This window comes from Jatrophihabitans fulvus (genome assembly GCF_054781375.1).
The window spans coordinates 542,140-555,804 of sequence record NZ_BAAGUN010000002.1 but is presented as its reverse complement, the minus strand read 5'-3'; the positions used below and the strand labels follow the sequence as shown (position 1 = coordinate 555,804).

Genomic DNA, 13,665 nt, shown 5'->3' with positions numbered 1-13,665 from the left:
TTGACCGCTCGGAGATCGTCAACAGCGCTTGCCGGGGGTGGGCATGGAAACGCCGACATTAGCGGGCGGAGAGCTTCCACTCTCGGGCCACGTCGAACCTCGGAATGACGAGGTGCTCGCGGTCTTCCGGAACGGGCGCGTCGAGGACATTTATGCCCCGGGTCGAAGGCTTCGCGCCCTCTGGCGTATGTACAAGCCCGGATCGCTGACCTATGCGCGCATCCTCCGAGCGGACATCGGCTTCCAGACAAGCGCCCGCGATGTCGCCGTGAAGGACGACTGGACTCTCCCGCGCGTCGACCTGACGACCTTTGTAGCGCTGAATCCCGAGGGCAACTATGCGGCGCTGCGCGACCGACTGATCCAGCGCGGCCTGGGCTTCATGGCGGCGCTGTCGTCGGAGCTCGAAGCGGAGATGGACCGTTTCGTTCGGCGTTCCATCGCTACCCTCACCCACGATGTCGTCGTCAACCAGGACGTCGATCCGCACTTCGGACATGCCACGATGCTGATGGGCGGTCTCTTCGTCGTCGACCGCGTTGTCATCGGAACCGCGACGAGCGATCCGCACTACGAGTCGGTCACGCTCGCGCGACGCGGGAAGCTGGTGGACGAGGCCGAGGACGATAGGGCGCTTGCGGCCGCACAGCGTCGGGGAATGGATCTCCGGGACTTCGAGAATCCCAATCTTGCTGCGCAGGAACACGAGATCTACATGGCCCAGATGCAGGCCGACCTCGAGCGACAACGCATCGAGGTCGAGCTCCAACGGGTCCAAGCCGAGCAAACCGCAGCTGTGCAGATCGCCGAGATCCAGAACGTTCGTGCCGTCCAGGCTGCTCGTCGTTCGGGGTGGACCCGCGACGAGCGTCCGCTCGTCGGACAAGAGCAGTCGTTCGCACCGGGTCCGCACCCCGAAGGTGCGATCAACCCGTCGGACCCGCGGGTGATCGACGCGTCTCCCATCCCCGTCGACAGCCGGACTGCCGATCTGGCCCGTGATCCCAGACTGATCAAGGCATGGACGTTCGCCGGCGGCAGGGCCGCGGAGATCGTCGGAGCGGTCGAGGTCGGTGACGACGGCAACGGCAGGCTCACGGTGATGGTGCACCGGGGATCGGACGTCCCCGTCGCAGCGGAACGGATGGCATCGGCCGCTAATCCAAAATCCGACGTCGTGCTGCTCCCGGAGAACTCGTCCCTCGCGGGTTGGGTGAATTCGCTCATCGACCGTCGTGCTCCGGAAGTGGCGGACGACATCGCCGAGCTCGACGTCCGGGAGAACGCCGACGGGGTTACCGTCACGGTGAGCGGCGTGCCGGGGCGCACGAGTGCCGTCATCAAGAAGATCAGCAGCGGCGACACCTTGATCTCCGCGGCGCTCTCCGAGTTGCTGCTGCGCGACGTGCGCTGTGACTCCGCCGCTTCCTGACGCCGCGTGACACCTTGATCGAGCAACAACTCCGGCCGCTGCGCCTGACGGCGATCGCCGATTCGCACGTCTTCGCGGTGGAGATCCCGTGGCTCCCCAGCATCGAGAGCCCCGGTGACGCAGCTACCGCTCAGCTGAGGGAGGCGTTCGGGCGACAGGTCGCGATGCTGCGGGCGCTGGCCGAGAGCGGCCAGCATCATCCGGGCGCGCTCCAGTTGCGCATCGTCGTCGACGAGCAGGTCCAGAACGGCCGCTCTTCGTCGGTGCTTCGCGTCTTCATCCTCGGTTCTGCCCGGCGAAGGGAGGAGGCCTCCGCGCTGCACAGCAGGCTGATCGCCACGCTCCCTTCGGACCTGCCGACCGACGTTGTCGATGACATCACGCTGGGTTGGCTGGTCGACGTGGACGATCGCGTGCGGTGGGGCGCGAATCAGGTCGCGGAAATCCGTCGCGCGATCGAGTCGAGCGATCCGGAGAACGATGCGGGCGAGGTAGATCCCCAGTCGCCGGTGTTGCTCCGCTGGACCTGGACGTCGGTCAATCTCATCGCGTCGCTCGGTGCTCTGCACAAGCTGCCGCGCGGCGCGCAGCTCGTGGTGCATCTCGAGCCGCGCGCGGTCAGCCGGGACGCCCTCGGTTTCCTGCGCGAGGAGATTTCGGACCTGCGCGAGAGCTACCAGGACAACAAGGGCGAGAACCCGCTGCTGGCCGCAGTCATCGGCGGGTACATGCAGGCGCTTCGGGACCTGCCGCGCGCCTGCTTTCACGTTCGGGTGATGGTGGTGTGTCCAGGATTCGCCATCCCGGACGGTCTGCCCGAAATAGTCGGGGCCGACCTGACGCGCTCGTGGGAGACGGGTTCCCCGGTCGGCACCTTCGACGTCATCCGGCCCGGCACGGCAGCGGAACTCGACAACGCCCTGGCGCTCGTGCAATTGCTGCGTTCGCAGCCTGTCCGGTCGCCCGATCAACCCGAGCTCGCCGAACTGCTCCACCTCTTCGACCCGCACGAGGCTAGTGCGGCGTTCCGGATTCCGGTCCCGGGACCGGAAGGCCTGCCCGGCCTTCGTACTGAGCCGGCGAGCTCGCTGCCGCGCGGTCTCGTCTCCGTCGTCGTGGCCGAGCGGCCGTCCGTGCTCCTTGGTACCGGGCCATCAGGGGACCTCGTCACGCTGAGTCATGACGAGCTAAATCGGCACGCGCTGGTGGCCGGGCTTCCCGGCTTCGGCAAGACGACAACCGTCCAGGCGTTGCTCCTGCAGTTGTGGCCCGCTGATTCATCGGCGAAGAGGATTCCGTTCCTCGTTCTGGATCCTGCGAAGACCGACTACCGGTCACTTGCGGAGACGATCGGCCCCGACTGTCGCCTCATCGAGCTCACCGGCGACGACGTGGCCTTCAACCCGCTGTGCATTCCGGACGGCGTACCGCGAACCGTCTTCGCCACGCGGCTCGCCGCGGCCTTCGATGCTGCCTACGACCTCAGCAGCTTCTACCCCATAGCGGGAACCGTTCTGACTCGCGCCGTTCACCGCGCCCTGCGGGAAGAACGCCCCACGATGGCGCGGCTCTATGCGCACGTGCGGCACCTGATCTCTGAATCGGCGTACTCCGAGCGTGTCAAGGGTGACCTCGAGGGGGCCCTGACCAGCAGGCTTGAACTGCTCACCGACGGCAGTCTGGGCAGTGCGCTCATGGGTGACGGCGACGCCGCCATCGACTGGGGCGATCTCCTCAGTAGACCCGCGGTCGTTTTGGTGCGAGAGTTCGCCGGGCCGCGGGAACGAGCCCTGCTAATGAGCCTCCTGCTGGCGGGGTTGGTCTCGTACCGGGAGTACCACTCAAGCGAAGGCCTCGGCCATGTGACCGTGGTCGAGGAAGCGCACCGAATCCTCGCTGGCGGTGGACAGTCCGGTTACGTCAACGACGGCGCACAGGTGTTCGTCGACGCCATGGCAGAACTCCGTGGCGCGGGCGAAGGCTTCGTCGTGGTGGAACAGGCGCCCTCGCGACTCGTACCCGAGGTGCGCAAGCTCGTGGGAACCGTGCTCGCGCACCGGACGGTCGATGCCGAGGAGCGTGCGGTTCTCGCCACGTCCCTGACGCTTCCGACGGACGAACACGCCCTCGCCCGGCTCGAACCGGGCCACGCCGTCGTGCTGGCGGCGGACATGCTGGCGCCGGCGGTGGTCAAGGTTGAGCGCGTCGTCCGCGCGGACAGAACGGGGGCGCCCACCGTGTCCACGCGTATCGCAACCCGAACGGCTGAGGCGCCGGTGCGGTTGTGGTGTCAGCAGTGTCCGTATGCGTGCAACGGCTTTCGCGGCGCCCAGCTCGTCGAATCCCGCGAACGAGAGCGTGGCACGCGCACGACCGAGAGTTGGACCGCGTCCTTCCGTGACGCGCAGACTCACGCGCTGAGCCGGGCGGAGCTCTACTGCGCCGCCGCCTACGCCGACGCCCAGCGCTCCGTCGACGAGCGCGACTGGAACCTCCGCCGCGCCCTGTTGCTTTCCCAATTCAAGTCGCGTCGCACAGAAAGGTCGTCTGATGACTGACCCGGAGAAGAAGTCCGAGACGACCGTGACCGCACGGTCGATCGTCGACGACCCAGTGGTCGACAAGCCCGCCCGGGAGCTGCACCCGCTGCTCAATCATGCGTCGGGCCTCGCTCTGTTCTGGTCGGCGGCGATCGTTGTCTCGATCACCATCGTGCCGGCGATCCTGGACCGCATCCATCAGACCGCGTTCTCCGACGGTGCCATCATCGCCAGGACGATCGCGCCGACCTGGCCGACCGACGGTGCGCCAACGATGTGGCCAAACTGGCTGGCTGTCCTGGCGACCGGCCTCGGGCTCGTCGTCGTGGTCCTGGGCATCGTCAAGGTCAAGTTGCCGCGTGAGGTGATCCTCGTAGTGAGCGCGGTTCTCGCGCTGTGTCTGCTCGTCACCGCATGGAAGACCTTCGACCTCATCGACGGGAAGCACTGGGTGTCGATCCCCGCCGAGGTCCTCTGCGTAATCGCGTTCCTGCTTTCCGCGCGTGCCGCGGCTAGGTGGAAGCTGGAAAGGAATGGATCGAAGGGCTCGCCCATCACCCAGTTCCTCATCGTGCTGGTTCTGTCGGGAGCTGTTCTCGTGGCAGGCGCCGCGATCATCGTCGACCAGCAGCAGCAGCACGGCGTGGTGTCCACGCTGATCGGATACTGACGTGAGCGAGCGGAGGGCAGCGAATCATGCGTAGCTCCGACGAGCGGTCTGGGTTGAACCGTGCGGCACATGGCTTTGCGGCCCTCGCTGTAGGCGCCGGCACAGCCTGGGCGGCGACCGTTACCGATCCCTCGGGGAAGCTTGCGGCAGCGGATGCCTCGGATGCCGAGGTCCGAATGGCGCAATCTCTCTACGACGTGGTCGATGCCGAAGAGGGTCGGCGTGAAAGCGCTGACGCCACGGAAGACGCGATCGAGAACCCGCAGGAACTGCCGTCCATCATCGAACCGCGTGACAAGTTCGACGTCTTCGCCGATGAGGTGTCTCCGGAGGTTTCCGAGCCGACGGTCACCGACAGTCTCGCGCCCGAGTTGAGAGCGGCGATGACCGAGGCACCTGAGGCTGTCGCTGAGGCACCAGACGGGCTGGCGAACGAGGTGAGTGACGCGCTCGCGGAGATGGGCCCCGCTCCCGACATGTTCGGCGGTCCAATGGAGCCGGGGCCGATGGGCGAACCCGGCGGGGACGCCGCGATGGGCGGCGGTCCTATCTGACCTACGGACCGGACGGCCTCTCCTCTGCAAGCGGCACAATGGAGACTTGACCGTCACGACCCCGCTCGAGCAGGGCATCGTCTCGCCACGGCGCGAGGTGCCGAAGTCGATCGTCCGCCCGCACTACGTCGGCACCTGGCCGCGGCAGAAGGCCGACCACGACGACCCGATGGTCAAGGACGCCGACACCGTCGAGCGCATGCGGGTCGCCGGGCGCATCGCCGCCGAGGCGCTCGCCGAGGTCGGCCGGCACGTCGCTCCCGGTGTCACCACCGACGAGCTCGACCGCATCGGCCACGAGTTCATGATCAGCCGTGGCGCCTACCCCTCGACGCTCGGCTATAAGGACTACCCGAAGTCGCTCTGCACGAGCGTCAACGTGTCGGGCCGAGCTTCCACACGAAGCCGACGATCCTGCACCACGACGACGAGCGGGCCGACACGATCATGGAGCCCGGCATGACGTTCACCGTCGAGCCGATGCTCACCCTCGGTACCGAGGACTGGTACATGTGGGACGACGACTGGACCGTCCTCACCAAGGACGGCTCGATGGCCGCGCAGTGGGAGAACACCGTCGTGGTGACCGACGACGGCGCGGAGATCCTGACCCGCCCCGGCGACTGAGACTCGCGCACTATCCCGCAATCTGCGACCGACGCTAGAAAGCCCGATACTCTGCGATCGTGGACCCCGTCCGGAACCCGTACGCCCCGGGCGCGGGCCAGCGTCCACCCGAGCTCGCAGGCCGGGACGGCGAGCTCGACGGCTTCGAGGTCGTGCTCGAGCGGGTGTCGCGGGGCCGTCCCGAACGCAGCATGGTGCTCACCGGCCTGCGCGGGGTGGGCAAGACCGTCCTGCTGAACGCGATGCGCTCGGCGGCCGTCCGCCGGGGCTGGGGGACGGGCAAGCTCGAGGCGCGTCCCGACCAGGCGCTGCGGCGACCGTTGGCGGCGGCGCTGCACCTGGCCGTCCGCGAGCTCGCCGGACGCGACGAGGACGGCACGAAGCACGCGCTCGGCGTGCTGAAGTCGTTCGTGCAGCGCGAGGCCGGCAAGGGCCGCGCGTGGCAACCGGGCATCGACGTCCCGGCCGTCACCGGCCGCGCCGACTCCGGCGACATCGAGATCGACCTGGTCGAGCTGTTCAGCGACGTGGCCGGGCTGGCCGCCGACTCCGGCCACGGCATCGCGGTGTTCATCGACGAGATGCAGGACCTCGGCGCCGACGACGTGTCGGCGCTGTGCGCGGCCTGCCACGAGATCTCGCAGCAGGCGCTGCCGCTCGTGGTCGTCGGCGCCGGGCTGCCGCACCTGCCCGCGGTGCTGTCGGCGTCCAAGTCGTACTCCGAGCGGCTGTTCCGCTACGCCCGCATCGACCGCCTCGACCGCGCCGCCGCCGACCTCGCCCTGCGCACGCCCGCGCGCGAGGAGGACGCCGACTTCGACGACGACGCGCTCGCGGCGATGTACGAACTCACCGGCGGCTACCCCTACTTCGTGCAGGCGTACGGCAAGGCGGCCTGGGACGTCGCCCCCCGCTCGCCCGTGACCGCGGCGGACGTCGCCGTCGCCGGCCCGCACGCGCAGGCCGAGCTCGCCGTGGGCTTCTTCGGTTCGCGGTACGAGCGCGCCACCCCGGCCGAGCGCGACTACCTGCGCGCCATGGCTGACCTGTCCGACATCGCCGGCGACGGTGACTCGGTGCCCACGGCGCTGGTGGCGAAGGTGCTCGACCGTCCGCCGCAGTCGCTGTCGCCGGCCCGGGACGGGTTGCTGAAGAAGGGCCTCGTCTACTCCGGCCAGCGCGGACGCATCGCCTTCACGGTGCCGCACTTCGGCCGCTACCTGCGCGAGCAGGAGGCCTGACCGTCTGGCAATGCGCCGAGCCCGAAACGCTGCGCACACCTCGGTACGGCAGGCTCGGCGGATGGTCTCGATGCGGGTGTTCCGGGGGCGTCGTCACGACGCGCCGTCCGAACGTCCGCGCCGGCTCGTGTTCATGGCGGCGGGGTGGGTGTTCGCCGCGGTGTCGGCGCTGGGCCTCGTGTCGTACCTGCTGCCGCCCGACAACGCCACCGCCCTCGGACCGGCAGCGGTGTCGATCTACATCATCGCCGGTGCGATCCCGGCGCTCGCCTGCTTCGCCTTCGCCCGCCGCCTCGTCGGCAGCGTCGTGTCCGCCGCGCTGATCGTCGCCCTGGTCGTGATCGCGGCGCCGTTGTACGTCGCTGCCGACCCACCGGCCAATGCCCGCAACCTCGTCGTCATGACGTCGAACATGAAGCTCGGCCGGGCCGACGCCGCCGAGGTCGTCCGCGAGGTGAAGGCCCACCGGGTCGACGTGCTCATGGCGCAGGAACTCACCGAGGAGATGCAGGCCGGCCTCGAGAAGGCCGGTATCGACGCCGTGCTTCCCCACAGCGTCACCCGGCCGAAGTACGGGGGCGAGGGCACGGGCCTGTGGAGCCGCTACCCGCTGAGCAACAAGACCGACCTGCCGCTGCAGTTCGAGGCCGTGGCCGCCCGCATCGCGATCCCCGGGGTGAGCGACCGTCCGACCGTCGCGGCCATCCATGCCGCGGGACCGATCCCTGACACCGGCGACTGGAACAAGGACTACGACGCGCTGCCCGGCGTGCTGCGCGGCCTCGCGAAGGACGCGCCCGTCATCGTCGGGGGCGACTTCAACGCCACCTTCGGTGTGAGCAAGTTCCGCGACCTGCTCGAGGGCGGCTACGCCGACGCCGGCGAGCAGGCGGGCGCCGGGCTGCTGCGCACGTTCCCGTCCGACCGCTGGTTCCCGCCCGTCATGGGCATCGACCACGTCCTCACCCGCGGCGGGGCGGTCGGCACGTCCGCCGAGACCGTCGAGATCAAGGACACCGACCACCGCGCCGTGCTCGTCACGGTGGCGGTGCCGCGTGGGTCCTGATCCACGCGTGCATGGCGATGCCGGCGGCCACACCGGCGTTGATCGAGCGGGTCGAGCCGTACTGCGCGATCGAGCAGACGATCGTGGCGGCCTCGCGCGCGTCGTCCGAGAGCCCGGTGCTCTCCTGACCGAAGAGCAGCAGAGCCCGGCGCGGTAGGACGTACGTCTCGAGCGGCACGGCTCCGGGCAGGTTGTCGATCGCGACGATCTCGTACCCGTTCATTTGCGCGTACGCGCGTAAATCACTGGCGGACGCTACGTGGCTCACGTGCTGGTAGCGGTCGGTCACCATCGCGCCACGCCGGTTCCAGCGCTTGTTGCCGACGACGATCACCTCGCGGGCGAGGAAGGCGTTGGCGGTGCGGACGACGGTGCCGATGTTGAGGTCGTGCCGCCAGTTCTCGATGGCGACGGCGAAGTCGTGCCGGCGGGTGTCGAGGTCGGCGACGATCGCCTCCAACGACCAGTAGCGGTAGCGGTCGACGACGTTGCGACGGTCGCCGTCGCGCAGCAGCTCGGGGTCGAGGCGCGGGTCGTCCGGCCACGGTTCGGGATGCGGACCCACCCCGACGGGCGGATCAGACTCCGTACTGCTCACGGTAGGCGAGCATGGCGTCGAGGTGTTCGGCGTGCGTGCCGGTCTCGCGCAGGTAGGCGATCACGTCGGTGAGCGTGACGATCGCGCGCACCGGCACCCCGCGGTCGCGCTCGACCTCGCCGATGGCCGAGAGTTCGCCGGTGCCGCGCTCCTGCCGGTCGAGGCAGACGACGACGCCGGCGAGGGTCGCGGGGGAGGCGTCGACGATGGCCATCACCTCGCGGATGGCGGCACCCGAGGTGATCACGTCGTCGACGAGCAGCACCCGTCCGTCGAGCGGCGTGCCGACGATGAGGCCGCCCTCGCCGTGGTCCTTCGCCTCCTTGCGGTTGAACGCCCACGGCACGTCGCGTCCGTGGCGTTCGGCGAGCTGCACCGCGGTGGCGGACGCGATCGGGATGCCCTTGTAGGCCGGGCCGAGCAGCACGTCGAACTCCGGCGCCGACTCGACGATCGCCGCGGCGTAGTAGCGGCCGAGCGCGGCGAGCCGTCCGCCGGTGTTGAACAGTCCGGCGTTGAAGAAGTACGGCGAGACCCGTCCGCTCTTCAGCGTGAACTCGCCGAAGCGCAGCACGTCGTGGCCGAGGGCGAAGTCGATGAACTCGCGCTGGTAGTCGTGCATCAGTAACCCTGGCGCCGCATGAACGCCCGCAGCACCGGACGGGGGATGGTGCGGCTCGCGACCGCCAATCCCTTGTACAGCCGGGACGGCACGCTCACGGGCTTGCCGCCGAACGCGTCGTCGAGGCCCTCGCGCACGACGTCGCGCGCGTCGAGCCACATGCGCTCGGGCACGTGCGACATGTCGGCCTGCGCGCGCTGGTGGAACTCGGTGTGCACGAAGCCGGGACAGATGACGGTGACCGTGACGCCGGTGCCCTCGAGCTGCATCGCCAGCGCCTCGCTGAACATCGACACCCACGCCTTGCTCGCCGCGTAGGTGGCGTTGCCGGCCCGCGGTGCGAACGCCGACATCGACGACACGTTGACGATGCGTCCGCTGCCGCGCGCGGTCATCACCGGCACGGCGGCGTGGGCAAGGCGCAGCACGGCGCGCACGTTGAGATCGAGCTGCCGCTCCTCGAGCGCCAGCTCGGCCTCGCCGAAGGGCTGGTAGGTGCCGATGCCGGCGTTGTTGAGCAGCACGTCGATGTCGCCCTCGCGCAGCCGCTCGGCGACGGTGTCGCAGCCGGCGTCGGTGGCGAGGTCGGCGGCCAGCAGCTCGACGTCGACCGGCAGCCGCTGCTGGGCCTCGGCGAGACGCTCGGAGTCGCGCGCGACGAGCACGAGGTCGTACCCGCGGTCGGCGAGCTGGGTGGCGAACTCGGCGCCGAGGCCCGCGGTGGCGCCGGTGACCAGCGCCCTCACTGCTGCGGGGTGCGGCGCGACTTGCTCGCCTTCGCCCGCGCGCGGGCGAGCTCGGCGCCACGCGCGGCCGACTCGGCGCTGGCGCGCTGCTTGGTGCGGGCCCGGTCGGGCGTCGCACGGGCGGACTTCTCGACGCTCACCGGCGCACCACCCTTGGGCTGGCGGGGCGGCGGGGGCGAGAACAGGCCACGGCGCTGCGGCGCCCCACCCGGCCGGACCGGCCGGTTGCGGTTGAAGTACTCCACGCTCGGACGGATGTTGGTGAGGATGACCGCCGCGACCAGGCCCAGGCCGGCGATGAACGCGGGCGCCTTGAACGCGAGCGGAATGTCACCGGCGATGCCGATGACCGACCCGAGACCGGCAAGGCTGCCGGTGAAGGTGGCGAGCACCCACAGGCCGAGGGCAGCCCACCGGGACCAGAACTTGCCCCGGTAGGCGGCGGCCGCGGCGATGCCGAGGGCGACCAGCGTGACGATCGAGACCATCAGCAGGCTGGTGCGCTGCTTCGACACGGTGTCGTCGATCTTGGCGAGGTCGTCCATGGTCTTGCGGATGTCGCCGAGCTTCGACTTGCCGTCCTTGCTCGCGCCCGGGTTCGCGGCCTTGAGGTCGGCGACGACGGCGTCGATGGACGGCTTGAGGCCGTCGGACGGCTGCTTCTTCAGCGTGTTCAGCGACGCCTCGACGGCGTTGAGCTTGGTGGCCTGGTCACCGGTGTTCGGCCCGTCCTTGCGGACGTCCTTCAGCTTGTCGATCGACGACTCGACCGCGGTGTCCCGTCCGCCGTCACGCAGCCAGGTCTGCACCGACCCCAACCCGAGGGTCAGCGAGGCGATGACGGCCGCGATGCCCGACACGAGCAGCGCCAGGGACGCGAGCTTGACGGTCAGGGGCGGGCCGGACGTCGCACCGGGCTGTGCCGGTGCCGCGGACTTCTCACTCACGCGCCGCAGTGTACGGCCCGCATTCCGGTGGGCGTCCGCTCCTACGCACCGCCCAGCGAGCGGTCGGTAACCTCGCAGCCATGGCGGACGGGGACCAGAAGGACACGGGCACGGGCAGCGACGCCGAGCCCGACTTCGACCCGTACCGGTTCGGCAAGCCCGACCACCCGATCCCGCCGGAGTACGCGCCGCCCGGGTACACGCCCGACCCGCCCGCCCAGCAGGCCAACCCCTATCCGTACGGGGCGCCCCCGTACGGCCAGTACCCGGCGCCGCAGCAGTACCCGGGCGGGCACCAGTACGGCACCCCCTACCCGCCGCCGGCCGCACCGCGCACCGGCGGCACCAACGGCAAGGCCGTGGCCGCGCTGGTGCTCGGCATCATGTCGATCGTCCTGTGCTGGCTGACGCTGTTCGCGCTGATCGTGATCGTGCCGGCGGTGGTGTTCGGCGTGCTCGGGCTCAACGAGTCGAAGCGCATCGGCGGGGCGGGGCGCACGATGGCCGTCACGGGCCTGGTGTGCGCGGTCGTCGGCGCCCTGCTCGCGGTCACGTTCACCGTGCTGGCCACGCAGGCCATCGAGAAGTGCGGCGGCGCGTCGCAGCGCGACGAGCCCGGCTTCTCGGAGTGCGTCCAGGACAACATCTTCTGACCCGGACGGGAAACGGGCGGGCACCCGAAGGTGCCCGCCCGTCCGCCGTTCGAGCTCAGTTGTTGTTGATCACCGCGACGACGACCGCCACGTAGGCGACCAGCGAGACGATGCCGCAGACCACGCCGGCGATGCCGAAGCCCTTGTTGGGGGCGCCCTTGTTCGCCTTCGCGATGCCGACGCCGCCGAAGACGATGCCGAGGATCGCGAGGATCCAGCCGACGATCGGGATCCAGAACAGGACCACCGAGATGATGCCGCAGACCATGCCGGCGGTGGCGATGCCGTTGCCCTGCTGCTGGGCCGGCGGGTAGCCGTAACCACCCTGCGGCTGGTTGGGGTACGGCTGGTTGGGATAGGGCTGCTGGTTCTCGTAGCTCATCTTCTCTCCTGGGTTGCTCGTCAGCACCGTGATCGTCGAGGTCCGGCGCTTAGCATGGAGCGTCAGGGCCTGCCGCGCCAGCAGGCCCGCTAGTGTGCCGGGAAATTGGGCCGTCAAACGGCGCAGAACGCACCAGGAGAGCGCGATGACCGACCCGTCCGGCTACCCGGGATCGGGCCAGTACGAAGGCCCGCCGCAGACCGAGCAGTATCCCGCGCAGCAGCCCTACGGCCAGCCCGCCCCGTACCAGCAGCCCTACGGCCAGCCCGCGTACCCGCAGCCGGCATATCCGCAGCCCTACGGCTACGCGCCCCCGCCGTACGGCTACCCGCAGCCCTACGGGTACCCGCCGGTCGGGCCCAAGCGTCCGGGCATGGTGATCGCCGCGTCGGTGCTCGGCTACGTGAACGCCGGCCTGCTGATCATCGCCGGTCTCGTGCTGCTGTTCGGCGGGGCGCTGACCAACTCGTTCGAGGACGCCAGCGACTCGGGCACGAACTACGGCGTCGAGCTCGCCATCGACGGCATCGTCAACTTCATCGCCGCCGGCCTGATCATCGCCGGTGCGGTCATCTTCACGGGTGGCAAGACGAACGGACGGACGCTGCTCGCGGTCGGCAATGGCATCGTCATCGCCTCTGCCGTCTACTGGATGGTGCGGCTGTCGGACGACCGCTTCGACGGCGCCGGCAACGGCTACATCGTCTGGGGCGTCATCTTCGCGGCCCTCGCGATCCTGCCGCTCGCCTTCTCGTTCAGCGGTGCGATCAACGACTGGCTGCGGGAGAAGTCGCAGTAGTGGGCCTTTCACGGCCCCTGCGTATGACGGCATGCGGGTGAGGGCGCTCGCGGAGCGCGTGCCTGCCCCGCTGCGGTTCGGGCTGCGTCGATGGCTTCTCGTGCCGCTCGGCAGCTGGGTGGCGGCCCTCACGGGGCGTCGGCTGCTGGTGGCCGTCGGTGACAGTCACATCGAGCCCCTGCGCGACCTGCACGACACGGGCGCGCTGCCGAAGACCCGCGTACGGGTCGAATCGGTCGGCGGGGCCACGGCGTCGGGCATCGCGAATCCGAACAGCCGCACGCAGGCCCGCCCGCGGTTCGAGCGGGCGCTCACGCTCACGACGCGCCGCTACTCGGTGCTGGCGTGTCTCGGCGAGGTCGACGCCGGGTTCCTCGTCTTCGCCGGCGGCGACCCGAAGCAACGGTGCGACGCCGCGCTGGCGAAGTACTTCACGTTCCTCGACGAGTGGGTGCTGCAGCGCGGACGGACGCTGCTCGTCGTGACCGTGGTGCCGCCGCTCGTCGAGGACTACGCGACCTGGAAGGGACTGCAGGGCCAGCGCCGCAAGGTCGACGCGTCGTGGCAGCAGCGGTCGGACATTACGAGGTACTGGAACGGCGAGCTGGAGCGGTGGTGCGCGCAGCACGACGTGCCGCTGCTCGACCTGTGGTCTCGCGTCACCGACCCGGCCACCGGACGGGTGCTCAGCGAGTACGTCAACGACGACCCCCGCGACCATCACCTGCATCGCCGGCGGCACGCCGAGCAGCTCGCCGCCCTGCTGCGGGAGAACGGTTTCCGGTAGA

The 13,665-nt window shown here is 69.6% G+C and carries 14 protein-coding genes and 1 pseudogene; 10 read left to right on the top strand and 5 right to left on the bottom strand.

The genetic code is table 11. The features are described from left to right. The first annotated feature begins 43 nt into the window (after positions 1-43). The 7 genes and pseudogenes from ACYVP9_RS11150 to ACYVP9_RS11120 all read left to right on the top strand — a co-directional run bounded on the left by ACYVP9_RS11150 (position 44) and on the right by ACYVP9_RS11120 (position 8,130). Positions 44-1,432, top strand: coding sequence for a hypothetical protein (locus ACYVP9_RS11150; protein WP_460604872.1), 1,389 nt, complete (start codon positions 44-46; stop codon positions 1,430-1,432). A 14-nt stretch (positions 1,433-1,446) separates the two neighbouring features. Further along, the gene (locus ACYVP9_RS11145) at positions 1,447-3,990 is read left to right on the top strand and encodes an ATP-binding protein (protein ID WP_460604871.1); all 2,544 of its coding nucleotides are present in this window, start codon (positions 1,447-1,449) and stop codon (positions 3,988-3,990) included. Continuing rightward, positions 3,983-4,642 carry a hypothetical protein gene (locus ACYVP9_RS11140; protein ID WP_460604870.1) on the top strand — a complete coding sequence of 220 codons (660 nt, stop codon included), beginning with the start codon at positions 3,983-3,985 and terminating at the stop codon, positions 4,640-4,642. The genes ACYVP9_RS11145 and ACYVP9_RS11140 overlap by 8 nt, the downstream gene beginning before the upstream one ends. Positions 4,643-4,668: 26 nt before the next feature. Then, entirely contained in the window at positions 4,669-5,196 is a 528-nt protein-coding gene (locus ACYVP9_RS11135) for a hypothetical protein (RefSeq protein ID WP_460604869.1), read from the top strand. Between the two features lie 46 nt (positions 5,197-5,242). Beyond that, positions 5,243-5,823, top strand: a pseudogene (locus ACYVP9_RS11130) (M24 family metallopeptidase). A gap of 59 nt (positions 5,824-5,882) precedes the next feature. Next, entirely contained in the window at positions 5,883-7,064 is a 1,182-nt protein-coding gene (locus tag ACYVP9_RS11125) for an ATP-binding protein (protein ID WP_460604868.1), read from the top strand. A 61-nt stretch (positions 7,065-7,125) separates the two neighbouring features. After that, on the top strand, positions 7,126-8,130 hold the full coding sequence (locus ACYVP9_RS11120) for an endonuclease/exonuclease/phosphatase family protein (protein ID WP_460604867.1): 1,005 nt from the start codon (positions 7,126-7,128) through the stop codon (positions 8,128-8,130). Here the strand turns inward: ACYVP9_RS11120 and ACYVP9_RS11115 are convergent. Genes ACYVP9_RS11115 through ACYVP9_RS11100 form a run of 4 tightly spaced genes read right to left on the bottom strand, consistent with a single transcriptional unit; the run spans position 8,102 to position 11,043 of the window. Further along, positions 8,102-8,728 carry a TrmH family RNA methyltransferase gene (locus tag ACYVP9_RS11115; RefSeq protein WP_460604866.1) on the bottom strand — a complete coding sequence of 209 codons (627 nt, stop codon included), beginning with the start codon at positions 8,726-8,728 and terminating at the stop codon, positions 8,102-8,104. The genes ACYVP9_RS11120 and ACYVP9_RS11115 overlap by 29 nt on opposite strands. Then, positions 8,709-9,350, bottom strand: coding sequence for an orotate phosphoribosyltransferase (gene pyrE / locus ACYVP9_RS11110; RefSeq protein ID WP_460604865.1), 642 nt, complete (start codon positions 9,348-9,350; stop codon positions 8,709-8,711). Before pyrE ends, ACYVP9_RS11115 begins: the two co-directional genes overlap by 20 nt. Then, on the bottom strand, positions 9,350-10,096 hold the full coding sequence (locus ACYVP9_RS11105) for an SDR family NAD(P)-dependent oxidoreductase (RefSeq protein ID WP_460604864.1): 747 nt from the start codon (positions 10,094-10,096) through the stop codon (positions 9,350-9,352). Before ACYVP9_RS11105 ends, pyrE begins: the two co-directional genes overlap by 1 nt. Next, positions 10,093-11,043 carry a hypothetical protein gene (locus ACYVP9_RS11100; protein ID WP_460604863.1) on the bottom strand — a complete coding sequence of 317 codons (951 nt, stop codon included), beginning with the start codon at positions 11,041-11,043 and terminating at the stop codon, positions 10,093-10,095. Before ACYVP9_RS11100 ends, ACYVP9_RS11105 begins: the two co-directional genes overlap by 4 nt. Before the next feature lie 80 nt (positions 11,044-11,123). Here ACYVP9_RS11100 and ACYVP9_RS11095 point away from each other — a divergent pair, with 80 nt between their 5' ends. Then, complete coding sequence (locus tag ACYVP9_RS11095; RefSeq protein ID WP_460604862.1) at positions 11,124-11,696, top strand: DUF4190 domain-containing protein; 573 nt, start codon at positions 11,124-11,126, stop codon at positions 11,694-11,696. A gap of 55 nt (positions 11,697-11,751) precedes the next feature. Here the strand turns inward: ACYVP9_RS11095 and ACYVP9_RS11090 are convergent, their stop codons facing one another. Then, positions 11,752-12,078, bottom strand: coding sequence for a hypothetical protein (locus ACYVP9_RS11090; RefSeq protein WP_460604861.1), 327 nt, complete (start codon positions 12,076-12,078; stop codon positions 11,752-11,754). 145 nt (positions 12,079-12,223) lie between these two features. On the opposite strand from ACYVP9_RS11090, the gene ACYVP9_RS11085 reads away from it, so the two are divergent. Beyond that, the gene (locus tag ACYVP9_RS11085; protein WP_460604860.1) at positions 12,224-12,877 is read left to right on the top strand and encodes a hypothetical protein; all 654 of its coding nucleotides are present in this window, start codon (positions 12,224-12,226) and stop codon (positions 12,875-12,877) included. A gap of 58 nt (positions 12,878-12,935) precedes the next feature. Further along, complete coding sequence (locus ACYVP9_RS11080; protein ID WP_460604859.1) at positions 12,936-13,664, top strand: hypothetical protein; 729 nt, start codon at positions 12,936-12,938, stop codon at positions 13,662-13,664. Position 13,665 lies beyond the last annotated feature (1 nt).

Bases quoted from the DNA above. Each gene is read 5' to 3' on its own strand.
- ACYVP9_RS11150 (WP_460604872.1), top strand. From the start codon at position 44: ATGGAAACGCCGACATTAGCGGGCGGAGAGCTTCCACTCTCGGGCCAC.
- ACYVP9_RS11140 (WP_460604870.1), top strand. From the start codon at position 3,983: ATGACTGACCCGGAGAAGAAGTCCGAGACGACCGTGACCGCACGGTCG.
- ACYVP9_RS11135 (WP_460604869.1), top strand. From the start codon at position 4,669: ATGCGTAGCTCCGACGAGCGGTCTGGGTTGAACCGTGCGGCACATGGC.
- ACYVP9_RS11120 (WP_460604867.1), top strand. From the start codon at position 7,126: ATGGTCTCGATGCGGGTGTTCCGGGGGCGTCGTCACGACGCGCCGTCC.
- pyrE (WP_460604865.1), bottom strand. From the start codon at position 9,350: ATGCACGACTACCAGCGCGAGTTCATCGACTTCGCCCTCGGCCACGAC.
- ACYVP9_RS11095 (WP_460604862.1), top strand. From the start codon at position 11,124: ATGGCGGACGGGGACCAGAAGGACACGGGCACGGGCAGCGACGCCGAG.
- ACYVP9_RS11090 (WP_460604861.1), bottom strand. From the start codon at position 12,078: ATGAGCTACGAGAACCAGCAGCCCTATCCCAACCAGCCGTACCCCAAC.
- ACYVP9_RS11085 (WP_460604860.1), top strand. From the start codon at position 12,224: ATGACCGACCCGTCCGGCTACCCGGGATCGGGCCAGTACGAAGGCCCG.